Here is a 20,811-nt window from a genome sequence, read left to right as displayed (position 1 = left end):
ACGAAGCGACCACGCTTTACATCTATCGCGCTGGAGAGTGGTTTACCCTGACCAAAGCGTCTACCGTCGTCTACCAACTGGAGATCAGGTGAGCCGAACCGGGGAAATGGTCCAACCTGACAGTGATCCCGGAGCCGTGCTCAGGCATGCCCGCGAGAGTGCTGGGGTATCCCTGTCCCATATGGCATCACTGACCTACTTTTCGAAGCCCTACCTAGGGTTCATAGAGACTGGGAGGAAACCGGTCACACCCGAAGTGCTGACGGCCTACGAAACAGCGCTGGGCGGACCGGTCGTTGCGGAAGGTGAGGATATGTGGCGTAAGGAGATCAAACACCCGAGGTTGCATGCTGTCCGAGGGCCGAAGGCCATCGGTGAACTGGCCGCGAGCATCGCAGCGGGAGACCCCTCCCCGCTCACCGACAAGGCGTCGGCGCACTGGACGGACGTAAGCCTGGCTGCCCGCGCTGACAACGGCGCAGCAAAGAACCTACGTCGTTGGATGGTTGACGGCAAGACAAGCACGCTCCGCACCAACGCTCTATCAGTCGTCGCGAAGCTACCCGGACGAGAGAACGCTGATCTTGTGGTGACGGTCCTGGAGAACGACGAAAAGGTGCGTGAGCTGTGCCTGGCGTCCGTCGTGTCTCGGATGCTTCAGCTTGACTGGGAGGGGGCTAAGCAGGTAGCGCGAGACCCCTCCATAGCTCCGAACCCCAAGCGTCTCGCTCGGGCTATGGCCAAGGAGGCAGTCAACCCGAAGGACACGGAGAGCCGCTGGTGTGGTGCGTACATGCTCCGTGAACTCGCGCCGGTCCTGGCGCGGTAGCCCGTTCGACGCTTACCCTAGTTGACCTGGGCAAACGCTTGCCTTGGTTGTTTGTGAAAGACTGATACCGAGCCAGCTGGTGATCGTGCCGAACGCCTGGGTGGTGGTGCCGATCCGGCCGTGGACGGCGGCACCGGGGGCGTCCGCGAGCTCGAGCGCCAGCCGCCGGATCTCCGCAGCGGCGATGCCGGTGACCGGGGCGACGGCTTCGGGCGTGAACTCGGCGGCCAGTTCCCGGACCCGCTCGACGCCGGTGACGTACTCGGCGAGCCGGTCCAGCGTCACGCGATCCTCGGCGAACAGCACGTTGACCAGCGCGAACAGCAACAGGGCGTCCGTGCCGGGACGGATCGGGTGATACTCGTCGGCGACCTGCGCGGCGCGGGTCCGCACCGGATCCACGACGACGACCTTGCCGCCGCGCTGCCGGATCGCACGCAGCCGGCCACGCATGTCGGGCGCGGTCATCAGGCTTCCGTTGGACACCAACGGGTTCGCGCCGAGGATGACCAGGTGCCGCGTGCGGTCGACGTCCGGCACCGGGATGGAGAGCGGGTCGCCGAACAGGTAGCCCGACGAGAAGTGCTTCGGCATCTGGTCGACGCTGCTCGCGGTGTAGAGGTTCTTGGTGCCCGGAGCCTTGTAGAACGCGCGGCCGTAGAGTGCGGGCCAGATTGTGGACGCTGGGGTTGCCCGCGTACCCGGCCACCGCGTCCCGGCCGTGCTCCTCGATCAGCGGGCACAGCCGCGCGTCGATCTCGGCGAACGCCTCGTCCCAGGACACCGGCACGAACTCGCCGCTCGGCTTGATCAGCGGGGTGCGGAGCCGGTCGGGGTTGTGGTGCAGGGCGCCGAATGAGGCGCCCTTGGGGCAGATATAGCCGCGGGAGAGGACGTCATCGGCGTCCCCTCGCACGCTCACGACCTGCCGGCCATCGAGCGTGACGCCCGGACCACAGGTCGCTTCGCACGGTGGGCAGGTCAGCACCGCGGAACGGTTCCGTTGAGGGTGCCGGCGGGAGACGGGCGGGGAAATCATCGGCGCCATATCCTGGATAGTGAACCTACCGAGCGGTATGTCGAAAGCGAATTCATCATGGACCCATGTACCGCGATTGGGCCGCAGCGGCGGAACGGGCCATCCTCACCCGGCATCTCCGCCGGGTCTGGGGGCTGCCGGGCACCGTTCTGGGCCGCAGCGGCTGGCCGCCGACGCCGGACCAACGGCTGCACTGGCACTGGAACTACTGGTGGCAGGCACACCTGCTGGACTGCCTGATCGACGCCCAGGCACGGGCACCCGAGCCGGCGCGGGCCGCGACGATCAGGCGGTTCGTGCACTCGATCTGGCTGCGAAACTTCGGCCGGTGGTCCAACGAGTACTACGACGACATGGCGTGGCTCGGTCTCGCCGTCCAGCGCATCCCGTCGAGCGCGCCACTCGCGGTCATCCTCAGCGAACTGCGCTCGGCCTGGACACCCGACTGCGGTGGCGGGATCTGGTGGCGGAAGGGCGACGATTTCAAGAACGCGCCGTCCAACGGCCCGGCCGCGATCCTGCACGCGCGGGCAGGCGAGGTCGCGCGGGCCCGCGAGTTGCTCGGCTGGATGGAAACCACGCTCGTCGACCCGGACACCGGGCTGGTGTGGGATGGCCTGCACACCGGCAGGCACGAGTTGGTGAAGGTGGTCTACACCTACTGCCAGGGCGTCTTCCTCGGCGCCTGCCTCGAATTGTCCGAAATGGACTCGGCAGCCCGTACGGTGCGGGCCGTGGCCGCGCACTGCGCGCCTGGCGGTGTACTGCGGGGTCAGGGCGGCGGCGACGGCGGCCTGTTCGCCGGAATCCTCGCACGCTACCTGGCCCTGTCGGCCACCCGCCTGCCGCGCGGCACCGAAGCCGACGCCGCGCGGGCTCTCGTGCTCACCTCAGCCGAGGCGTGCTTCAGCGGGGCGTCCGACGCGCCCGGCGGACCGCTGTTCAGTCCCGATTGGACTTTGCCCGCCTGGGAGTACAACCCCCAGACCCCCGCTGGGGGCAAGCCCCCGGACCCCCTTCCGACCGACTCGATCGGCTGTCCCGCTCGCGATCTCTCCGTCCAGGTCGGCGCCTGGCTCCTGCTCGAAGCCGCCGCCACCCTCGAGTGACTCAGCAGCCGCACGAGGCGCGATGCATGAGATGGGGAGGAAGGCGCAGGGTCGTCGGCGGGCGGTCCGGCTCGGAGATGCGAGCCAGCAGGAGCCGCACGGCGCCGCGGCCGATCTCCTCGATGGGCTGGGCCATCGTGGTCAGCGGGGGCTCCACGAGGTCGGACCATTCGCAGTCGTCGTAGCCGACGATGGCGAGGTCACGGCCGATGCGCAGGCCGTGTGCCCGGATCTCGTGCAGGACCCCGACCATCATCGCGTCATTGGCCACCACCAGCGCGGTCGGCGGTTCGGGCGCGCTCAGCAAGGTTCGCACGGCCGCCGCGCCACCGTCCCGGGTCGAATGTCCGGAGGCGACCAGGTGCGCGTTCCAGGGCAGACCGCCGCGGCCAAGCCCGAGCCGGTAGCCGAGTGTCCGTTCTTCACTGGTGCTCAGCCCGGCGGCGCCGCTGACCAGGCCGATGCGGCGGTGCCCGAGTGAAGCCAGATGCTCGGTCAACGCGGAGGTCGACTGGATGTTCTCCACGCCGACCTGATCGACGTCGGTCCTCGTGGTCAGCCGGTCGAGCAACACCGTGGGCACGCCGAGCGAGACGAGTTCACCGATCACCGCGCCGTCGCCCGGAGAGGGCGTCAGGAGTATCCCGTCCACGCGTCGGGATCGAAGCGCGCGTACGGTGTCCTGCTCGGTTGCGATCGCGTCGTGCGTGTCGGCCAGCAACACCGTGTAGCCGGCCGAAGCCGCTTCGCGCTCGATGGCTTGCATGAGCGCGGCGAAGTATGGGTTCGCCAGCAACGAAATCGCCACCCCGATCGACCGCGTGCCGCCGGTCACCAGCGATCGCGCGATGGCGTCGCCGGTGTAGCCCATGGTCTCGATGGCCCGGAGCACCGCGGCGCGGGTCTCCGGCGCGACCTGCCGCGTCCCGTTGACCACGTGCGAGACCGTCGTGATGGAGACTCCGGCCAGCCCCGCGATGTCGCGCTGGGTCGGTCTCGACGATTTCGGCATGCCACCTCCAGGTCTGGCAAGCGTTTGCGCAAACGCTTGCCGTTGAGCATAGAGCGTCCTAGCGTCCGGATGGGCAAAGGTCCAACCTCGACGGGGAGGTAGGTAATGCGACATCGCGGTCCGGCCTGCCGCGGCGAGGTCGAGGTGGTCGAGTTGGCAATCCACAAAGGACTCTCGCCGTGACGGTTCTTCTTGCTGGGTTGTGCACGATCGACGTAGTGCAGCGCGTGGCCGAGTTGCCTGCGCCTGGCGAGAAGGTGCAGTCGAGCTCGGTCGACGTCGCCGCGGGGGGCCCGGCGACGAACGCGGCGGTGACGGTGGCGGCGCTCGGCGGCCGTGCCGTGCTGGTGACCGTCCTGGGCGCGCACCCGCTGGCCGAGTTCGCCCGCCATGACCTGGCGGCCTGCGGCGTCCAAGTTCTGGACGTGGCCCCGGGTTCGAGCGCACCACCTGCCGTTTCCGCCGTCGCCGTCCGGGATCGCGACGGCGAGCGCACCGTCGTTTCCCGCAATGCCGGCGACTTGTCGACACCTCGCAACCGGTTCCCCGCGCAACATGTCGACAAGTTGCCGGAGGTGAGCGCGGTCCTGGTGGACGGACACCATCCGGAACTGGCGCTCGCGGCCGCACGGTGGGCACGCGCCCGCGGAATTCCCGTGGTCCTCGATGGCGGAAGCTGGAAACCGGTCCTCGACGACCTGCTGCCGCTGGTCGACATCGCCGCGTGCTCGGCGCACTTCAGGGCACCCGGCAAGGACCTGCGGGAGCGCGGCGTGCCCGTCGTGATCACCACGGCCGGGCCGGAGCCGGTGCGGTGGTGGACCGCCGACGGCGCGGGTGAGTTGCCCGTGCCGAAGGTGGCCACACGGGACACGCTCGCCGCCGGTGACGTCTGGCACGGCGCGCTCGCTTACGGCGTCGGGAAATTCAAGTTGCCCGAGTTGATCCGGTTCGCCAACGAGGTGGCCGCGGAGCGGGTGCGGCATGTGGGTCCACGGGCCTGGACGAGTGCGCTACAAGTGCGCCAGGAGTGCGATGACCTTCGATGACCTGCTGGCCAGAGCGGAAACGCTGGCGAAGAAGGACGGACGGCGCCTCCTCGGGATCGTGGGCTCGCCCGCGTCCGGCAAGACCACACTCGCCCGGAGCCTCGCCGGCGCACTCGGCAACCGGGCGGTGGTCGTCGGCATGGACGGGTTTCACCTCGCGCAGGTGGAACTGGGGCGACTCGGTCGCACCGAGCGCAAGGGCGCTCCCGACACCTTCGACGCCTACGGTTACGTCCATCTCCTGCGCCGGCTGAAGGAGGCGAAGGAGACCGTGTACGCCCCGGAGTTCCGGCGCGAGATCGAAGAGCCGATCGCGGGCGCCGTTCCGGTGCCGCCGGAGGTGCCGCTCGTCATCACCGAAGGTAACTACCTGCTGCTCGACGCCGACCCGTGGCGTGACGCGCGTGGGCTGCTCGACGAGGTCTGGTTCCTCGCCCCGGACGAGCACGACCGGATCGAACGCCTGGTGACGCGGCACCGCCACTACGGGCGGTCGCTGGTCGAAGCACGGCAACGCGCGCTCGGCACCGACCAGCGCAACGCCGATCTCATCGCGTCCACCGCCGACCACGCGGACCTGGTCCTGCGCGACCTCCCGCTGCGAAACTTCGCGATATGACCTTGATCGTCACCGGCGGCGGCCGGGGCATCGGCGCGGCGATCTGCGTGCTGGCGGCCGACCGCGGATACGACATCGTGATCAACTACGCCACCGACGCGTCCGCGGCGGACAAGGTGGCCGACCAGGTCCGGCAGCGGGGTCGCCAGGCGATCGCCGTCCAGGGCGACGTGTCCTCGGAGGACGACGTTCGCACACTTTTCGACACGGCGGCCGAACTCGGTCCGTTGCGGGGGTTGGTCAACAACGCCGGCATCAGCGGCAACACTCCGGGACGCCTGGATGAGCAGGACGTCGAGACCGTCCGACGGGTCCTGGACGTCAACGTGACCGGAGTGTTCCTGTGCTGCCGGGAGGCGGTGCGCCGGATGTCCATCCGCTACGGCGGGCCGGGCGGGGCCATCGTCAACGTGTCGTCGACCGCGGCGCATCGAGGTTCTCCTGGCGAGTGGGTGCACTACGCGGCGAGCAAGGCGGCGGTGGAAACGCTGACCTTCGGCCTCGCCCAGGAGGTCGCACGGGAGGGAATCCGGGTGAACGCGGTGTCGCCCGGGCTGGTGGACACCGAGTTCCATGCCGCGGCTGGACTTCCCGAGCGGGTGAAACGCACCGCCGACGCCATCCCGCTCGGCCGGGCGGGGCGGCCCGAGGAGATCGCCGAAGCCGTGCTGTGGATGCTTTCCCCGGCAGCGTCGTTCACGATCGGGTCGACCATGCAGGTCAGCGGCGGTCGCTGACCATCCACAGATTGTGGATAAATTTACGAGTTATCCACAATTCGATTTCGTAAGCGTTTGCTGACACGCCGGGTAGGTAGCCTGACGGTAAAGGGGTAACGGAAAGGATCAGCCAGCCGGATGTCGAATCTGACCAGCGTGCATCACCTGGCATTGACGGTGACCGACGTGGACCGCAGCGTCCCGTGGTACGAGCGGGTACTCGACCTCAAGGAGATCGCCCGCCGCGAGGACGCCGGGAGCGGGATCCGCAAGGTGCACCTTCGCGCGCCCGGGGACGCGTTCACCGTGGTGCTGGTGCAGCACCCGGACACCGAGCGCGGTGACTTCGACGAGCGAAGAACGGGCCTCGATCACGTCGCGTTCAAGGTCGACTCGTTCGCCGAGCTCAAGGAATGGGAGCAGCGGCTGGCCGGCTACAGTGTGACGTACACCCCTGTCACGGCCTCACGCACGCTGCCCGGCGCGTCCGTCGTGGTGTTCCGCGACCCGGACGGGATCCAGCTCGAGGTCTGGACGGAAAGGGAGTCCTGAACTCAGGCGGCACCCTCGTCGAGCGGCCGGCGGATTTCCCGCCGGTACCGGATGATCCCGAACCCCGTCCCGGCCACGAAGAACCCCACGGAAAGCCAGACCGCCGCGGTCTTGACCCACGGCAGCGAGTCCAGCAGGCCGGCGCCGTAGTAGCCGAGGAGAACGAGCGTCGGCACCCACAGCAGACCGCCGATCGTGGTCGCGAGCATGAAGCGCCGCGGGTCCATGCGGGCCGCGCCGGCGACGAGCGGCGCCAGCGTCCGGACCCAGGGGATCCAGCGCGCGGCGACCACGGCGAAAAACCCTCTGCGGTCGAGGAAACTCCGGGCCCGGTCGAGGTGCTCACGCGTGAGCACCTTGCCGCCACGGCGGGCGACGAAGCGGGTCCCGGTATGCCGCCCGATGTAGTACCCGACCTGGTTGCCGACCACCGCGACCAGCAAAGCCGCCACCGAGAGTGCCCAGGCGTTGAAATGCGCGCCGTGCGAGGCGAGCACCACCCCGGCGGCGAACAGCAACGAGTCGCCGGGCAGGAACAGGCCGATGATCAGCGCGCATTCCACGAACACGAAGCTGAGCACGATCACCCAAACCAGCACCGGGCCGGCCGTGTTCAACCAGCCCGTGCCGAGGGCTTCGGGCGCGGCGGAAACGACACTCACGGCCCGAAGCCTACGTGGCGGCAACTAGCAGTACTCATCCGATTGGTCGGTTTGCCGCTTCCGTTACCCTCGGCACAGGCCGCTCACGGTATGGAAACACGCGGAGTTCTCCGATCGCGATCACCTACATCTGGGGCAGGGACTCGCCCTGAACGGCTTCGATGTCGATTTCGATCTTGACCGTCGTGCCGACCACGGCCACGCCGGCGCGCGCGATGGCGTTGTAGTTGATCGCGAAATCCTTCCGGTGCAGCTGGGTTTCCGCGTGGAAAGCCACCCGCACGCCGCCCCACGCGTCGGACCCGTAACCGCCGTAGGTCAGTTCGAGCTCCACGGGGCGGCGCTCGCCGTGCAGGGTCAGCTCCCCGGCCAACGTCCAGGTGTCCGCCCCACGCCGGCGCAGCCCGCTGCTCTCGAACGCGATCGTCGGGTAGGTCTCGACGTCCAGGAAGTCCGGCGAGCGCAGGTGGTCGTCCCGCATCTTGATGCCGGTGTCGATGCTGGCGGCCTTGATCTCGGCGTGCACCGACGACCGCTCGACCGGCCTGCCGATCGTGATCCGGCCGCCGACCTCACTGAACCTGGCCTTGACGCTGGCGATGCCGAGATGCAGGGCGGTGGCCACCACCGTCGAATGCACCGGGTCGATCGTCCACGGTCCCGGCGGCGGGAGTTCGATGGCGCCCGCCGCCGGCGCGAGTGGCACCTCGTCCAGCGACCCGCCGCCGTCCGAGGAGATCTGGGCGGTCTTGGCGACCGGCGTGTAGCCCGCGGCGGTGACCACGGCGGTGTAGGTCCCCGGGGGCAGTGGCTCGGTGGCCACCGCCCCCGTGGCGTCGGCGACGGCGCGGGCGACCTGCCGGCCGCTCATGTCCGTCACCGTGAGCACCGCGTTCTCCACCGCCCAGCCTTCCGCGGTGCCGATGCGTGCCCGCAAACCAGTCATGACTGATCCGCCAGGTCGTCGATCACCTGCTCGTAGCCGAGACGCACGTCGTGTGCGGCCTCTGCGCCGCCCCGCAGCGAGACCTGGCTCGTCGCGGGCGGATATCCGCTGGCCACGACCGTGTACTCGCCCTCGGGCAAGTCGCTTACGACGTAGTGGCCTTCTCCGTCGGTCCTGGCCACCGCGGCCACGTTGCCCTCGCCGTCGAGCACGGTTATCCGCGCGTCGGGCACCACGCGGTCTCCTTCCGTCCGCGCCGTTCCCGACAGCGTGATCGCCGGGATCAGCTCGACGTCCTGGCTGAGCAGGCCGCTGTCCGGCAGGGTCAGCATGGTCGCCATCGGGCGCATCCCTTCGGCACTGGCCACCAGCGTGTACGTGCCCGCGCCCACCCCGTTGAACGAGTAGGTGCCATCGGCACCGGTGATGGAAGCGCCGGTGACCCCACCACGCGAGTCGGTCAGCGTCACGGTCGCCCCGGCGAGCCGCGTGCCACGACCCGCGACCCGGACCGCCCCGGTCAGCCCACCCGAACCGACCAGCGTGACGTCGAGACGCGCCAGTCCCTGGCCGACAACCACGCTGGCCGCCTGCGGCTGGTGTCCGGCCGCCGACACGATCAATACGTAGGTGCCCGCGCGGGGGGCTCCGATGGTGTAACCGCCGTCGGCACCGCCGGTCGCCCGGGCCACCTGCCGGCCCGCCTGGTCGATCAGGGTCAGTGCGACCCCCGCGATCGAGCTGCCGTCCTGCCTGCGGACATGCCCGGTGATCGGCTGCTCCCCGGTCTCCACGGGGGTGCTCAGTCCCGCGGCCGAGTTGGTGATCGGCGCGGTCCGTGCGGCGAGCTTGTACTCGCCGTTCCCGGTCTCGCTCCCCTTGGCATGCCGCCCGACTCCCGCTCCGACAAGCTCCGGGCGCGGCTCGGGCTCGTTCTCCTCGACACTGACCGCGGCGGCCATGTTGTCGTTCTTGAGCAGCGCTTCGCCGCCTTCGACGAGCGCGGCCGGAACGGGCCCGCCCTTCAGCGGGATCTCCTTCATGAACATCAGCACCAGGCAGGCCAGCAACGCGATCCCCGCCGCGGCGTAGAAGACGAGATGCAGCGAGTTGGTGAACCCGGTCAGGACCGGGGCCTTGACCGCGTCCGGCAGCGAGCTGATGCCGCTGGTGTTGGACTGCAGCTGGTTGATCGCTCCGCCGGAGAACCCGGCGGGCAGCTTGCCGCCGAAGGCCTCGGAGATCTTGGTCGGCAACGCGTTGAGGAAGATGGTCAGGAAGATCGCGACGCCGAGGGTACCGCCGATCTGCCGGGAGAACGTGGCCGTCGCGGTGGACACACCCATGTCCCGGCGCGGTCCCGCGTTCTGCGCGGCGATGATCAGCGTCTGCATACAGCCACCGAGGCCCCAGCCGATGATCAACATGTAGACCAGCGGCTGCCACAGCACGCTGTTGTAGTGAACCTGCGCGAACAGCACCATGCCGATGGCGATGACGAAGGTGCCGACCACCGGCAGGAACTTGTAGCGCCCGGTCCTCGTGGTGACCTGACCGGAGATCATCGAACCGCTCATGATGCCGAGCATCAGCGGAAGTGTGAGCAGGCCGGCCGCGGTGGGCGAGTAACCCCGGACCACCTGCATGTACTGCGGGATCATGGTGATGCCGCCGAACATCGCGACACCGACGATCACGCCGCCGATGATCGCCACGCCGAAGGTCGCGTTCTTGAACAGCCGCAACGGGATGAGCGCCGCTTCCTTCATCACGTACTCGACGAACAGGAACAGCACCAGGCCGAAGGCCGCGATCGCGTAGCAGATCACCGCGTTCGTGGAGCCCCAGCCCCAGGTGCGGCCCTGTTCGGCGACGAGCAGCAGCGGCACCACGCAGGTGGCCAGCGCGAGTCCGCCCCACCAGTCGATGCGCTGCCTGCGCCGCTCGTGCGGCACGTTGAGCACCTTCGCCACCACGAACAGCGCCAGCGCGGCGATCGGGACGTTGATCAGGAAGACCCAGCGCCAGCCGTCGATGCCGGCCAGGGAGTTCAGACCGGAGAAGAAACCACCCAGCACCGGGCCGAGCACGGTGGAAATGCCCCATACCATCATGAAGTAGGCCTGGTACCGGGCCCGCTCGCGAGGCGGTGTGATGTCGGCGATGATGGTCATCGCCAGCGACATCAGGCCACCGGCGCCGAGGCCCTGGAGCGCCCGGAAGCCGGCCAGCATGTACATCGACGACGAGAACGAACAGGCGGCCGAACCGATCACGAAGATGGTGATGGCGATCAGGTAGAACGGTTTGCGCCCGTAGATGTCGGAGAGCTTGCCGTAGATGGGTGTCGCGATGGTCGCGGTGATCAGGTACGCGGTGGTGGCCCACGCCTGCAGGTCGTAGCCGTTGAGGTCGTTGGCGATCCGGACGATCGCGGCGGCCACGATTGTCTGGTCCAGCGCCGCCAGGAACATGCCCAGCAGCAGGCCGGACAGGATGGTGAGGATCTGCCGGTGGGACAGCCTGGGTCCCGTTTCGGCGAGCACGCCTCCCTGGGACACCCACGGTTGTCGGGTGGAACTCGTCATGCGTTAAGCCCCCTTGGTCTGGTCGGCGAGTTGTGGCGTGCGCGCCTCGATGTCGGAGATGAGCCGGTCGAGGAGTTCGTTGAGCGTGTGGCGGTCTTCGTCCGACCAGTCGGCCAGCACCTTCGCCAGCCATTTGTTGCGTTGCCTGCGGTTCTCCTCGAACACGCGAAGCCCCTCCGCGGTCGGAGCGAGCACGCAGGCGCGCCCGTCCTCGGGGTCGGCCTGGCGCTCCACCCAGCCTTGCTGCACCAGTGTGCTGCTCTGCCTGCTGATCGTGGAGATCTCCGCGTGCAGCGACTCGGCGACTTTGCTGGTCCGTTGCGGACCGTCGTGGACGAGGTGGAACAGGATCGCGTAAGCGGCCCGCTCGATACCGTCCGGGCCCAGCTTGGCGACCGGCGACTTCGCCTTGTTGACCATCCGCAACAGGCGGACGAGCTGGACACCCAACTCGTCGGCGGTGGCGCGTTCGTCGGCCGCCGCGGGCTCTTCACGCACGGGAAACGCCATCATACATCACCCCTTCCCCGTTCGAAAATCTTACTTGTCCACTACAACTAGTTGCCTAGCGCAAGGATGTCACCCGGGTGGTGGGTTGCGCCACCAAATATGTCGCGCTGTGTCACAGAACACTTTAGTTGCCCAACGCAACTGATTTACCGGCACTCCGCACCACCCCGCGGCAGTCACGCCGGACCCGTCCGGCGAGCCGTCGCACGGAAGGGAAACTCTCCAAACGAAGGCGTAGGACAATCTCGAGCATGACCGATGCTTCGGCGCTCCACGACCTCATCCGCACCCGTCCGTTCGGCGTGCTCGCGACCATCAAGCGGGACGGCAGGCCGCAGCTGTCCAACGTCAGCCACTACTACGACCCGGACAGCGGCAAGATCCTGGTCTCGATCACCGACGGCCGGGCCAAGACCCGCAACCTCCGCCGGGATCCGCGCGCGAGCTTCCAGGTCAGCAGCGAAGACGGCTGGTCCTACGCGGTGGCCGAAGGCATCGCGGAGCTGCCGGAGGTCGCCGCCGACCCGCACGACGAAACGGTCGAGGAACTTGTCGACCTGTACCGGAAGGTCCGTGGCGAACACCCGGACTGGGACGAGTACCGCGCCGCGATGGTCGCCGACAAACGACTGGTCCTGCGGATCCGAGTCGACCGGGTGATCGGGATGGTCCAGTAGTACGACCGCACTACGGAAGAGTTCTTCCATATCGCGGAGCGTGGTATCTACCATGTGACGCATGTGCTCTGCAGCGCTGCTGACCGAACTCCGCGAAGCGCTCGGCAAGGACGCCGTCCTCATCGACGCCGACGTCACCGGCGGCTATTCGCGCGACATGATGCCGTTGGCCCCATCCGGGCGACCGCTCGCCGTGGCGCTGCCCTCGGACGTGGCCGGCGTGCAGGCGACGGTGCGCGCCTGCGCGAAGGCCAGGGTGCCCATCGTGCCGCGCGGCGCGGGCAGTGGTCTGTCCGGCGCGGCGAACGCGATCGACGGCTGCGTGATGCTCGTGATGACCAGGTTCGACAAGGTCCTGGAGATCGACGCGGGCAACCGGCTCGCCGTGGTGCAACCGGGCGTGGTCAACCTCGACTTCCGCAACGCCGTGGAGAAGCACGGGTTGTTCTATCCACCGGATCCCTCCAGCTACGACTGGTGCACGATCGGCGGCAACCTTTCCACCAACGCGGGCGGGCTGTGCTGCGTGAAGTACGGCGTGACCACCGATTCCGTGCTGGGCCTGGAAGTCGTGCTCGCCGACGGCTCACTGTTGAAGACCGGCAGGCGCACGGTGAAGGGCGTGGCCGGATACGACCTGGCGAAGCTGTTCGTCGGCAGCGAAGGCACCCTCGGCGTGATCACCCAGGCCACGCTGGCCCTGCGCCCGCTGCCCCAGGCACCCGGCACCCTCGTTGCCGGGTTCGACACCACCGAGGCGGCCGGGCAGGCCGTGGCGCGGGTGGTGCGGGAGGGCCTGGTGCCCTCGCTCATGGAGATCATGGACGCCAGCTCGATCAAGGCCGCCGAGTCCTATCTCAACACCGACCTCGGCGCCGGCTCGGACTGCCAGGCGCTCCTGCTGTGCCAGTCGGATGCCGGTGGCGAGGCCGCCCGGCGGGATCTCGCGGTACTGGAGCAGATCTGCGCCGACTGCGGGGCCACCATGGTCTACGCCACCGACGACCTGGCCGAAGGAAAGATGTTGCTGCAGGCCCGCCGGGTCGTGCTCACCGCGCTCGAACGGTACGGCGTGTGGCTGACCGACGACGTGTGCGTGCCACGAACCCGGATCGCCGAGTTGATCGCGGGTTGTCAGCGGATCAGCGAGGAGGTCGGGCTGCGCATCGCGGTCGTGGGGCACGCCGGTGACGGGAACATGCATCCGACGATCGTCTACGCGCCGGATTCCGAAGACGAGTTCGCCCGGGCCCGCCGGGCGTTCGACGACATCCTCGAAGTCGGCCTGTCGCTGGGTGGCACCGTGACCGGCGAGCACGGCGTCGGCAAGATCAAGAAGGACTGGCTGGAGCGCGAGATCGGGCCGGTCGGCATGCGCGTCCACCGCCAGATCAAGCAGGCCCTCGACCCGGAGAACCTGTTCAACCCGGGCTCGATGTTTTCCCGCTAGCTCTACCGGTCGATCCGCGGGATCCGCTGGGTGACCTCGGCGTCGGACTCCATGGGCGCAACCTCCGCGGCCGCCCGGCCACGGCGGTTGCGCGCCCACTCGATCACGATGGGGAGCACCGAGACCAGGACGATCAGGATGAAGATCGCCTCGATGTTGTTCTTGATGAACGAGATGTTGCCCAGCAGGTGACCCAGCGCGGTGATACCGGCCGCCCACAGGATGCCGCCGATCACGGTGTAGGTGAAGTACTTCTTGGCGTCCATCCGGCCGATGCCGGCGATCCAGGTGATGAAGGTCCGCACGAACGGGACGAACCGGGCCAGGATGACCGCCTTCGGGCCGTGCTTTTCCAGGAACGCGTGGGTCTTGTCCACGTACTCCTGTTTGAAGAACCGGGAATCCGGTCTCTTGAACAGCGCCGGGCCCGCCTTGTACCCGATGAAGTAACCGACCACGTTGCCGAGCAACGCGGCCACCGTCACCACCAGGCAGACCAGCCACAGCGGCGCGTGAATCGAGCCCTGCGCCACGAACAGACCGGCGGTGAACAGCAGCGAGTCACCCGGCAGGACCGGGAAGACGCTGCTTTCGATGAAGATGACCAGGCACAACCCGATGATCACGTACGCACCGAACTGGGTGAGCAGGTACTCCGGGTTGAACCACTTGGGCATCAGAGCCAGTGTGGTCGTGGTCTCGGCGAGGATCACACCTGGAAACGGTACAGGCTCACGCTGTGTGCGGTCTGTGGGACTCGGACCGGCCTACAGCAGCGTGATCAGGCCGATCACCGATCCCGTCGCCAGCCCGAGCAGCACGGCGAGCAACAGGACCCAGTACGGGGGCAGCGATGACGGCACCGGCGTGGGCCGCGTGACCGGGTGTTGCACGGTCGGTGGCCCCAGCGCGGCCCGCTCGCGTTCCAACGGGCCCGCGTCGGGGCCGGAAAGCAGCCCGAACTGCTGCGGAATTTCCGGCACGGGGCCGGTCGGGGGTGCGCTCCTCGCCTGGGCGCGCAGGGCGTCGGCCAGCAACCGCTCGGGGTCCTGGGCCTCGGTCACGCTGAACAGGATAGTGCGTCGGCCAGGAGGTGAGGTAAAGGTTGCGAGGCAAAGGTCAACTGATCCACTCTCCCCGCCGGAGAATGCGGACGGGCCGCAACTCCTCGTCCATGACGACGAGATCGGCGTCGAGGCCGGTGCGCAGCGAACCGGTGCGGTCGGCGACGCCGATCAGCTCCGCGGGACGGCCGGAGGTCGCGCGCACCGCGTCCGGGATGCTTAGCCCGGCAGCGCGGACCAGGTTACGGAACGCGACGTCCATGGTGAGGGTGCTGCCCGCGAGTGACCCGGTGTCGGCGAGCGTGGCGACGCCGTCCCGGACGTCGACCTCCAGCCTGCCCAGCTGGTAGCGGCCGTCGGCGGCATCGGTCGCCGACATCGCGTCGGTGACCAGCACGGTCCGGCCGCGGCCCGCGTACTTCGCGGCGAGGCGCAACGCGGTCGGGTGGACGTGCACGAGGTCACAGATGAGCTCGATGGTGACGCGCTCGTCGTCGAGCAGCGCGCCGATCGGCCCCGGCTCGCGGTGGTGCAGCGGGCGCATGCCGTTGAACAGGTGCGTGCCGACGGTCGCGCCCGCGTCGATCGCGGGCCGGATCTGCTCTTCGGTGCCGTCGGTGTGCCCGATCGCCGCGATCACCCCGGCGTCGACCAGCTGCCGCACGGCGCGGACGCCCCCGGTCAGCTCCGGGGCGAGGGTGACCATGCGGACCGCCCCATGGCCGGCGCGGATCAGCGCGTCGACGGTGGGTGCGTCCGGTTCCAGCAGCAGGCCTGGGTCGTGCGCACCGCACCGGGCGGCCGCGAGGAACGGGCCTTCGAGGTGGATCCCGGCCAGCTCACCGTCCTCGACCAGCTCGCGCAGCGCCGCCTCCTGGTTGACCAGTGCGCGGACCGGCTCGGAGACCAGGCTGGCCAGCATCGTCGTGGTGCCGTGACGCCGGTGTGCCGCGATCGCGCGGCTGATCTCCTTCGGGTCGACGCTGGAGAACGAGCCGCCGCCACCGCCGTGACAATGGGTGTCGATGAAGCCGGGCACGACGAGCAGGCCGGACACGTCGAGATGCTCGCCGGGTGGGGGTGTCCCGGTCCCGACACCCGAGATGAGCCCGCCGGCCACGGCCAGCCATCCGCCGTTGACCAAACCTTCAGGGAGCGCCAGCTTACCGCCGGTGAGCACGAGATCCGTCACGTGCTTCAGCATATATTGGTCTAAACCAACTAGCTCGTCGTCATGGCCTTCTGTAGTGATTCGAGCGCCCGGCTGGCGGTGGACTTCACCGTGCCCTTGGAGATGCCCGCCACCTCGGAGATCTCCGCCTCCGACAATCCACCGTAGTACCGCAGCACCAGTACCTCACGCTGGCGGGGCGGCAGCTTGGACAACGCGCTGACCACGGCCTGATGTTCACTCGAAAGCATGGCAAGGCTCTCCGCGGAGCGGGCGTTGACCGCGTGCGGCGGCACGTACTCGCGTGCGGTCTTCCGGCGGCGCAGCACGCTGCGCGAGCCGTTCACCACCGCCGTGCGCAGGTAGCCCACCGCCGCCTGAGCGTCGCGGAGCTTGCTCCAGTTGCGGTGCAGCCCGGTGAAGGCCTCCTGCACCACGTCCTCCGCGGTGGCCGGCTCGTCGACGAGCAGGATGGCCAGCCGGACCAGGCGCATCCGGTGCGTGCGGTAGAGGTCCTCCAGCGTGAGCGGCGCGGCCGCCACCGGCTCGGACCCGTCGATGGTGCGCAGATGCCCGAGCGTGCGCTCGACGCTGCGCTCCGCGCTGCCGTCAGGCATGTGCTCCCGTCCCGTCCTGGTGTCTTCCCGACCGGACAAGGGTATCGGTAACGTGCGGGCCAAGTCCGAGACGGAGGTATCGATGGCCTGGTTCCTGGTGGAGATTCGCTACGTGCCCGAAAAATTCGCGGCGGTACGGCCTGCCCACCGGGAATTCCTCGAAAAACTGGCGGATCAGGGCGTCGTGCTGGTCGCCGGCCCGATCGGCGACGACGTCGGCGGCCTGGCCCTCTACCAGGCCGAGAACGCCGAGGAACTGCGGAAGATCATCGACACCGACCCTTACCACGTCGAAGGGGTCATCGCCGAGCGCACGGTCCGCGAGTTCAAGCCGGTTATCGGCGCCTGGGTTCCGTAGCGGCACGCCCGAGCGAGGGCAGCGCGACCGCGGCGGGCTCGTGCGCGGCGGCGATGTGAAGGAATTAACAGGGGTGGATCGCGGGTTGAGAAGGCATGGCTAACGAACTGGGAAAACTCGGCATCTGGCGAGCCGTATGGGAGCTGAACCCGGAACTCGCGGTTGAGGTGGAGAAGCTGGGTTACGGCGCCATCTGGATCGGCGGTTCCCCGGACGGGCGCCTCGACCTCGTCGACAACGTGCTCGATGCCACCGAACGGGTCGTGGTCGCCACCGGCATCGTCAACATGTGGAAGGACGGCGCGGCCACCGTCGGCGCGTCCTACCACCGGATCGTGGCCAAGCATCCCGGCCGGTTCCTCCTCGGCGTCGGCATCGGCCATCCCGAAGCGACCCAGGAGTACAAGAAGCCGTACGAAAAGATCGTCGAGTACCTCGACCAGCTCGACGAGGCCGGGGTGCCCGTTCGGGACAGGGCGCTCGCGGCGCTCGGCCCGAAGGTGCTCAAGCTGGCCGCGGAACGCACCGCCGGTGCGCACCCGTACCTGACGACACCGGAACACACCCGTGAGGCCCGGCAGGTCCTCGGTGACGGCGTCCTGCTCGCCCCCGAGCACAAGGTCGTGCTGGACACCGACACCGAACGCGCGAGGGCCATCGGGCGGGCGGCCGTCGAAAACCCGTACCTGCACCTGACCAACTACACCAGCAATTTCCGCCGGCTCGGCTTCACCGAGGACGACATCGCGAACGGTGGCAGCGACCGGCTCATCGACTCCGTGGTCGCGTGGGGAACCGCCGAGTCCATCGCGGCGCGCCTGACCGAGCACCTCGACGCCGGCGCCGACCACGTGTGCGTCCAGGCGCTTGGCGACGACCCGCTGCCCGCCTACCGCGCGATCGCCGAGGTCCTGCTCTCCTGACCGGCGATCCCCCGCTCGGGCGAAAACCTGGGGACAGTGGCCAACTTCCCCTGACACGTGTTCCTCGGCTGCCTAACGGAGCGGCCGGGGGACTCGTACGATTCGGATGAGGAAGGCGACCACAAGTAGGAGGACCAACGATGCCCATCGCGACCCCCGAGGTCTATGCCGAGATGCTCGACCGGGCCAAGGGGGGCGAATTCGCTTACCCGGCCATCAACGTGACCTCTTCGGAAACCCTCAACGCCGCACTGCGCGGCTTCGCCGACGCGGAAAGCGACGGCATCATCCAGGTGTCCACCGGCGGCGCGGAGTTCGCGTCGGGCACGCGCGTCAAGGACATGGTGACCGGGGCGACCGCGCTCGCCGAGTTCGCGCACGTGGTGGCCGAGAAATACCCGATCAACGTGGCCCTGCACACCGACCACTGCCCGAAGGACAAGCTGGACGGCTACGTCATCCCGTTGATCGAGATCTCGCGGGAGCGGGTCGGCCGCGGCCAGAACCCGCTGTTCCAGTCCCACATGTGGGACGGCTCGGCGATCGACCTCGACGAGAACCTCAAGATCGCCACGGACCTGCTGGACAAGACCGCGGCCGCGAAGATCATCCTCGAGATCGAGATCGGCGTCGTCGGCGGCGAGGAGGACGGCGTCGCCAACGACATCAACGAGAAGCTGTACACCGCCGAGGGCGACTTCGTGAAGACGATCGACGCGCTCGGCGCCGGCGAGAAGGGCCGCTACCTGCTGGCGGCGACGTTCGGCAACGTGCACGGCGTGTACAAGCCGGGCAACGTCAAGCTGCGTCCGGAGATCCTCAATCGGGGCCAGCAGGTCGCCGCCGAGAAGCTCGGCCTAACCGAGGGCTCGAAGCCGTTCGAGTTCGTGTTCCACGGCGGGTCCGGGTCGCTCCTGGAGGAGATCCACGAGGCGGTGTCCTACGGCGTGGTCAAGATGAACGTCGACACCGACACGCAGTACGCGTTCTCGCGGCCGATCGCGGACCACTTCTTCAAGAACTACGACGGCGTGCTCAAGATCGACGGCGAGGTCGGCGACAAGAAGACCTACGACCCGCGCAGCTACCTCAAGAAGGCCGAGACCGGGATGGCCGCACGGGTCGTCGAGGCGTCCGAGGCCCTCAAGTCCGCCGGGCAGAAACTCGGCTGACCACCCACCACGCCACGGCGATGCCCACACCGGCCACGACCACCGTCCAGTAGGCGGCGGGTGGCGCGGACTCGGTGTGGGCGTCACCGAGAATCCACGGGCGAAGCCGGGACTGTAGCCACAGCGCGCCGTATCCGGCGACGGCGGCGAGCGCCCCGCCGAGGAGTGGTCGGCCGAGGCGATGACCCAGGTCCACGGCGAGCCCGACCGCCAGCAGGTAGAACGGGATGGCCGAGACCGGGAAGGTCGCGGCCAACAGCAGCGGCCAGATCAGCATGCGGTACGCGACGTAGGCCGCGGCGATCGCGGTGGCCGTCCAGGCATGGCCGATCGTGCGCCGCGCCATCACCAGGATCAACGCGGACACCCCGATGCCCCACAGCGGATAGACCCAGTCCGCGATGGGCATGGTGAAGTGCAGTACCGCGGCCCGGTCGACGGGATGCCCGATCTGCCGTGCCGCGAAGTCCAGCAGCGACGGCTCGGCCTCGGGCGTGCCCCGCTCCCACGCGCGCAACCCGAGAATGCCGTACTCCTGCTGCCCGTTGGGAAAGAACGTGTTCTCCAGGAAGAACGCCCACAGCGCGAGCAGCACCCCGGTGCGCAGGCGGCCCGGCTCGGCTTGTTTCAGCCAGCCGTCGATGACTCCGGCCTGCATGACACCGGTGCCGAGGTAAAGCAGCATGTGGGTCGGGCTCCACGCGGTCAGGTCGAGCCCGTTGACCCGGTGGTTGATCACGTCCAGCGGCGCGGCGAGCAGGAACAGGGCCAGGCCCACCCGCATCAGCCGCAACGAGCGCCGGTCACAACCGAGGCCCGTGTAGCTGTGGATCGCCACCAGCACGATGACGATCCCGGTGCCCACCGTGTTGATCAGGTGCGGTGGGGCGAAGTCGTCCCGGATGAACTTGAAGTGCCAGGACATGTCCCAGGACGACCCGAGCAGTTTGAACGCGAACGCGGTCAGCCACATGCCGTAGGCGAGGTTCAACACCCAGGGCACGGCCGGCCGGCCGGGAGCACCCCGATGCCAGTACAGCCGGAAGAACTCCCGAGTCCTGGCGACAGGACTTCTCGGCACAACCATGGTCATAGCGGCCATCCTGACAGGACCTGGCCGGCCCTTACCCACCACCTCGACGGAAGGCGCTGCCTGCCCGGTCAGGTTCGAGAGCGCGGCGAATTTCAGCAGCCGCCAGGCTACCGTTGCTCTTGTCTACACCTATGTGTCCAGGTTGCTCGCGTCGGGAAACTTCGGCCCGCCACACTCACCGGCCGACCAGGAGGCCGGTGAGCTGCTGCGTCACCTCCGCGACGGCGACCGGTACTGATGATCTACCTCGACACGGCCGCGATGGTGAACTCATCCGGCGGGAACCGGAAAGCGACGCACTCGCCGATTGGCTGGACGCCCGGGCAGGCACGATGCTGGTGTCATCGGTTCTTGCCGAAGTCGAGCTACCCAAAGCGGTACGCCGCACCGAAACCCGAGTTGCTCGCTGAAGTTCCAGCGCTCCTGGCCCGAATCGCGAGATACGAGATCGACGACCTCGTCCGCACCACTGCGGCGAACTGTCCGAGCCCTGACCTTCGTTCGCTGGACGCGATTCATCCGGCTACCGCGCACGCGGTGTTCGGCGGGCACCTGACTTCGTTCGTCACCTACGACGAACGCTTACTGGCCCGCGCCGAGGCGGCCGGCCTACCTACCCGAAGCCCTGGAGCGGAAACCCCGGTCTAGATTC

22 protein-coding genes and 1 pseudogene are annotated in these 20,811 nt (G+C 68.3%); 12 read left to right on the top strand and 11 right to left on the bottom strand.

Features of this window, described 5'->3' with window-relative positions; translation table 11 throughout:
- Nucleotides 1–106 precede the first annotated feature (106 nt).
- Nucleotides 107–829: a helix-turn-helix transcriptional regulator gene (locus tag VJT49_RS10905; RefSeq protein ID WP_324164655.1), complete on the top strand. Its 723-nt coding sequence runs from the start codon at nucleotides 107–109 to the stop codon at nucleotides 827–829.
- A gap of 69 nt (nucleotides 830–898) precedes the next feature.
- On the opposite strand, the pseudogene VJT49_RS10900 reads toward VJT49_RS10905, so the two are convergent.
- Nucleotides 899–1,868: pseudogene (locus VJT49_RS10900) on the bottom strand (molybdopterin-dependent oxidoreductase); the annotation flags it as partial.
- Nucleotides 1,869–1,933: 65 nt separating this feature from the next.
- Between VJT49_RS10900 and VJT49_RS10895 the strand changes: the two are divergent.
- On the top strand, nucleotides 1,934–2,977 hold the full coding sequence (locus tag VJT49_RS10895) for a glycoside hydrolase family 76 protein (RefSeq protein WP_324164631.1): 1,044 nt from the start codon (nucleotides 1,934–1,936) through the stop codon (nucleotides 2,975–2,977).
- 1 nt (nucleotide 2,978) lies between these two features.
- On the opposite strand, the gene VJT49_RS10890 is transcribed toward VJT49_RS10895, so the two are convergent.
- On the bottom strand, nucleotides 2,979–3,989 hold the full coding sequence (locus VJT49_RS10890; protein ID WP_324164630.1) for a LacI family DNA-binding transcriptional regulator: 1,011 nt from the start codon (nucleotides 3,987–3,989) through the stop codon (nucleotides 2,979–2,981).
- Between the two features lie 179 nt (nucleotides 3,990–4,168).
- On the opposite strand from VJT49_RS10890, the gene VJT49_RS10885 reads away from it, so the two are divergent.
- The 4 genes from VJT49_RS10885 (at nucleotide 4,169) to VJT49_RS10870 (ending at nucleotide 6,928) form a co-directional block, all read left to right on the top strand.
- On the top strand, nucleotides 4,169–5,038 hold the full coding sequence (locus VJT49_RS10885) for a PfkB family carbohydrate kinase (RefSeq protein ID WP_324164629.1): 870 nt from the start codon (nucleotides 4,169–4,171) through the stop codon (nucleotides 5,036–5,038).
- A complete protein-coding gene (locus VJT49_RS10880) occupies nucleotides 5,025–5,657 on the top strand; it encodes a nucleoside/nucleotide kinase family protein (RefSeq protein ID WP_324164628.1) in 633 nt (210 codons plus the stop codon). The genes VJT49_RS10885 and VJT49_RS10880 overlap by 14 nt, the downstream gene beginning before the upstream one ends.
- Nucleotides 5,654–6,394, top strand: a complete 741-nt coding sequence (locus tag VJT49_RS10875) for an SDR family oxidoreductase (RefSeq protein WP_324164627.1) — start codon at nucleotides 5,654–5,656, stop codon at nucleotides 6,392–6,394. The genes VJT49_RS10880 and VJT49_RS10875 overlap by 4 nt, the downstream gene beginning before the upstream one ends.
- Nucleotides 6,395–6,514: 120 nt before the next feature.
- On the top strand, nucleotides 6,515–6,928 hold the full coding sequence (locus VJT49_RS10870) for a VOC family protein (protein ID WP_324164626.1): 414 nt from the start codon (nucleotides 6,515–6,517) through the stop codon (nucleotides 6,926–6,928).
- Between the two features lie 2 nt (nucleotides 6,929–6,930).
- Here VJT49_RS10870 and VJT49_RS10865 read toward each other — a convergent pair whose 3' ends face one another.
- The 4 genes from VJT49_RS10865 to VJT49_RS10850 form a co-directional block, all read right to left on the bottom strand.
- Nucleotides 6,931–7,590: a DedA family protein gene (locus tag VJT49_RS10865; protein ID WP_324164625.1), complete on the bottom strand. Its 660-nt coding sequence runs from the start codon at nucleotides 7,588–7,590 to the stop codon at nucleotides 6,931–6,933.
- A 124-nt stretch (nucleotides 7,591–7,714) separates the two neighbouring features.
- Nucleotides 7,715–8,536 (bottom strand): YceI family protein, encoded by an 822-nt coding sequence (locus VJT49_RS10860; protein ID WP_324164624.1) that lies wholly within the window; start codon nucleotides 8,534–8,536, stop codon nucleotides 7,715–7,717.
- Nucleotides 8,533–11,124: an MFS transporter gene (locus tag VJT49_RS10855; protein WP_324164623.1), complete on the bottom strand. Its 2,592-nt coding sequence runs from the start codon at nucleotides 11,122–11,124 to the stop codon at nucleotides 8,533–8,535. Before VJT49_RS10855 ends, VJT49_RS10860 begins: the two co-directional genes overlap by 4 nt.
- Nucleotides 11,125–11,127: 3 nt before the next feature.
- Nucleotides 11,128–11,634 (bottom strand): MarR family winged helix-turn-helix transcriptional regulator, encoded by a 507-nt coding sequence (locus VJT49_RS10850; protein WP_324164654.1) that lies wholly within the window; start codon nucleotides 11,632–11,634, stop codon nucleotides 11,128–11,130.
- Between the two features lie 251 nt (nucleotides 11,635–11,885).
- Here VJT49_RS10850 and VJT49_RS10845 point away from each other — a divergent pair, with 251 nt between their 5' ends.
- Nucleotides 11,886–12,311 carry a PPOX class F420-dependent oxidoreductase gene (locus VJT49_RS10845; protein WP_324164622.1) on the top strand — a complete coding sequence of 142 codons (426 nt, stop codon included), beginning with the start codon at nucleotides 11,886–11,888 and terminating at the stop codon, nucleotides 12,309–12,311.
- 61 nt (nucleotides 12,312–12,372) lie between these two features.
- Complete coding sequence (locus VJT49_RS10840) at nucleotides 12,373–13,761, top strand: FAD-binding oxidoreductase (RefSeq protein ID WP_324164621.1); 1,389 nt, start codon at nucleotides 12,373–12,375, stop codon at nucleotides 13,759–13,761.
- Nucleotides 13,762–13,763: 2 nt separating this feature from the next.
- Here VJT49_RS10840 and VJT49_RS10835 read toward each other — a convergent pair whose 3' ends face one another.
- The 4 genes from VJT49_RS10835 to VJT49_RS10820 are packed head-to-tail and all read right to left on the bottom strand — an operon-like array spanning nucleotide 13,764 to nucleotide 16,613.
- Nucleotides 13,764–14,474 carry a DedA family protein gene (locus VJT49_RS10835; protein WP_324164620.1) on the bottom strand — a complete coding sequence of 237 codons (711 nt, stop codon included), beginning with the start codon at nucleotides 14,472–14,474 and terminating at the stop codon, nucleotides 13,764–13,766.
- A 54-nt stretch (nucleotides 14,475–14,528) separates the two neighbouring features.
- Nucleotides 14,529–14,825 carry a hypothetical protein gene (locus VJT49_RS10830; RefSeq protein ID WP_324164619.1) on the bottom strand — a complete coding sequence of 99 codons (297 nt, stop codon included), beginning with the start codon at nucleotides 14,823–14,825 and terminating at the stop codon, nucleotides 14,529–14,531.
- 55 nt (nucleotides 14,826–14,880) lie between these two features.
- Nucleotides 14,881–16,029, bottom strand: coding sequence for an N-acetylglucosamine-6-phosphate deacetylase (gene nagA, locus VJT49_RS10825; RefSeq protein WP_414635902.1), 1,149 nt, complete (start codon nucleotides 16,027–16,029; stop codon nucleotides 14,881–14,883).
- Nucleotides 16,030–16,046: 17 nt separating this feature from the next.
- The gene (locus tag VJT49_RS10820; RefSeq protein WP_324164618.1) at nucleotides 16,047–16,613 is read right to left on the bottom strand and encodes a SigE family RNA polymerase sigma factor; all 567 of its coding nucleotides are present in this window, start codon (nucleotides 16,611–16,613) and stop codon (nucleotides 16,047–16,049) included.
- An 82-nt stretch (nucleotides 16,614–16,695) separates the two neighbouring features.
- Here VJT49_RS10820 and VJT49_RS10815 point away from each other — a divergent pair, with 82 nt between their 5' ends.
- The 3 genes from VJT49_RS10815 to fbaA all read left to right on the top strand — a co-directional run bounded on the left by VJT49_RS10815 (nucleotide 16,696) and on the right by fbaA (nucleotide 19,066).
- Nucleotides 16,696–16,971 carry a YciI family protein gene (locus VJT49_RS10815; protein WP_324164617.1) on the top strand — a complete coding sequence of 92 codons (276 nt, stop codon included), beginning with the start codon at nucleotides 16,696–16,698 and terminating at the stop codon, nucleotides 16,969–16,971.
- Nucleotides 16,972–17,066: 95 nt separating this feature from the next.
- Nucleotides 17,067–17,894: an LLM class F420-dependent oxidoreductase gene (locus VJT49_RS10810; protein ID WP_324164616.1), complete on the top strand. Its 828-nt coding sequence runs from the start codon at nucleotides 17,067–17,069 to the stop codon at nucleotides 17,892–17,894.
- Nucleotides 17,895–18,034: 140 nt separating this feature from the next.
- A complete protein-coding gene (gene fbaA, locus VJT49_RS10805) occupies nucleotides 18,035–19,066 on the top strand; it encodes a class II fructose-bisphosphate aldolase (protein WP_324164615.1) in 1,032 nt (343 codons plus the stop codon).
- On the opposite strand, the gene VJT49_RS10800 is transcribed toward fbaA, so the two are convergent.
- Nucleotides 19,038–20,168 carry a hypothetical protein gene (locus VJT49_RS10800; RefSeq protein WP_324164614.1) on the bottom strand — a complete coding sequence of 377 codons (1,131 nt, stop codon included), beginning with the start codon at nucleotides 20,166–20,168 and terminating at the stop codon, nucleotides 19,038–19,040. The two genes, fbaA and VJT49_RS10800, sit on opposite strands and share 29 nt — an antisense overlap.
- A gap of 342 nt (nucleotides 20,169–20,510) precedes the next feature.
- On the opposite strand from VJT49_RS10800, the gene VJT49_RS10795 reads away from it, so the two are divergent.
- A complete protein-coding gene (locus VJT49_RS10795; RefSeq protein WP_324164613.1) occupies nucleotides 20,511–20,807 on the top strand; it encodes a hypothetical protein in 297 nt (98 codons plus the stop codon).
- Nucleotides 20,808–20,811 lie beyond the last annotated feature (4 nt).

The organism is Amycolatopsis sp., from assembly GCF_035276945.1.
Classification (GTDB): Bacteria; Actinomycetota; Actinomycetes; order Mycobacteriales; family Pseudonocardiaceae; genus Amycolatopsis_E.
The sequence above is the reverse complement of the archived record's forward strand: the minus strand, read 5'-3'. Positions and strand labels throughout refer to the sequence as shown.

What these genes read in the sequence shown, in the direction of transcription:
- VJT49_RS10905 (WP_324164655.1), top strand. Translation starts at nt 107, where the DNA reads ATGGTCCAACCTGACAGTGATCCCGGAGCCGTGCTCAGGCATGCCCGC.
- VJT49_RS10895 (WP_324164631.1), top strand. Translation starts at nt 1,934, where the DNA reads ATGTACCGCGATTGGGCCGCAGCGGCGGAACGGGCCATCCTCACCCGG.
- VJT49_RS10890 (WP_324164630.1), bottom strand. Translation starts at nt 3,989, where the DNA reads ATGCCGAAATCGTCGAGACCGACCCAGCGCGACATCGCGGGGCTGGCC.
- VJT49_RS10880 (WP_324164628.1), top strand. Translation starts at nt 5,025, where the DNA reads ATGACCTTCGATGACCTGCTGGCCAGAGCGGAAACGCTGGCGAAGAAG.
- VJT49_RS10875 (WP_324164627.1), top strand. Translation starts at nt 5,654, where the DNA reads ATGACCTTGATCGTCACCGGCGGCGGCCGGGGCATCGGCGCGGCGATC.
- VJT49_RS10870 (WP_324164626.1), top strand. Translation starts at nt 6,515, where the DNA reads ATGTCGAATCTGACCAGCGTGCATCACCTGGCATTGACGGTGACCGAC.
- VJT49_RS10860 (WP_324164624.1), bottom strand. Translation starts at nt 8,536, where the DNA reads ATGACTGGTTTGCGGGCACGCATCGGCACCGCGGAAGGCTGGGCGGTG.
- VJT49_RS10855 (WP_324164623.1), bottom strand. Translation starts at nt 11,124, where the DNA reads ATGACGAGTTCCACCCGACAACCGTGGGTGTCCCAGGGAGGCGTGCTC.
- VJT49_RS10850 (WP_324164654.1), bottom strand. Translation starts at nt 11,634, where the DNA reads ATGGCGTTTCCCGTGCGTGAAGAGCCCGCGGCGGCCGACGAACGCGCC.
- VJT49_RS10845 (WP_324164622.1), top strand. Translation starts at nt 11,886, where the DNA reads ATGACCGATGCTTCGGCGCTCCACGACCTCATCCGCACCCGTCCGTTC.
- VJT49_RS10840 (WP_324164621.1), top strand. Translation starts at nt 12,373, where the DNA reads ATGTGCTCTGCAGCGCTGCTGACCGAACTCCGCGAAGCGCTCGGCAAG.
- nagA (WP_414635902.1), bottom strand. Translation starts at nt 16,029, where the DNA reads ATGCTGAAGCACGTGACGGATCTCGTGCTCACCGGCGGTAAGCTGGCG.
- VJT49_RS10820 (WP_324164618.1), bottom strand. Translation starts at nt 16,613, where the DNA reads ATGCCTGACGGCAGCGCGGAGCGCAGCGTCGAGCGCACGCTCGGGCAT.
- VJT49_RS10815 (WP_324164617.1), top strand. Translation starts at nt 16,696, where the DNA reads ATGGCCTGGTTCCTGGTGGAGATTCGCTACGTGCCCGAAAAATTCGCG.
- VJT49_RS10810 (WP_324164616.1), top strand. Translation starts at nt 17,067, where the DNA reads ATGGCTAACGAACTGGGAAAACTCGGCATCTGGCGAGCCGTATGGGAG.
- fbaA (WP_324164615.1), top strand. Translation starts at nt 18,035, where the DNA reads ATGCCCATCGCGACCCCCGAGGTCTATGCCGAGATGCTCGACCGGGCC.
- VJT49_RS10800 (WP_324164614.1), bottom strand. Translation starts at nt 20,168, where the DNA reads ATGGCCGCTATGACCATGGTTGTGCCGAGAAGTCCTGTCGCCAGGACT.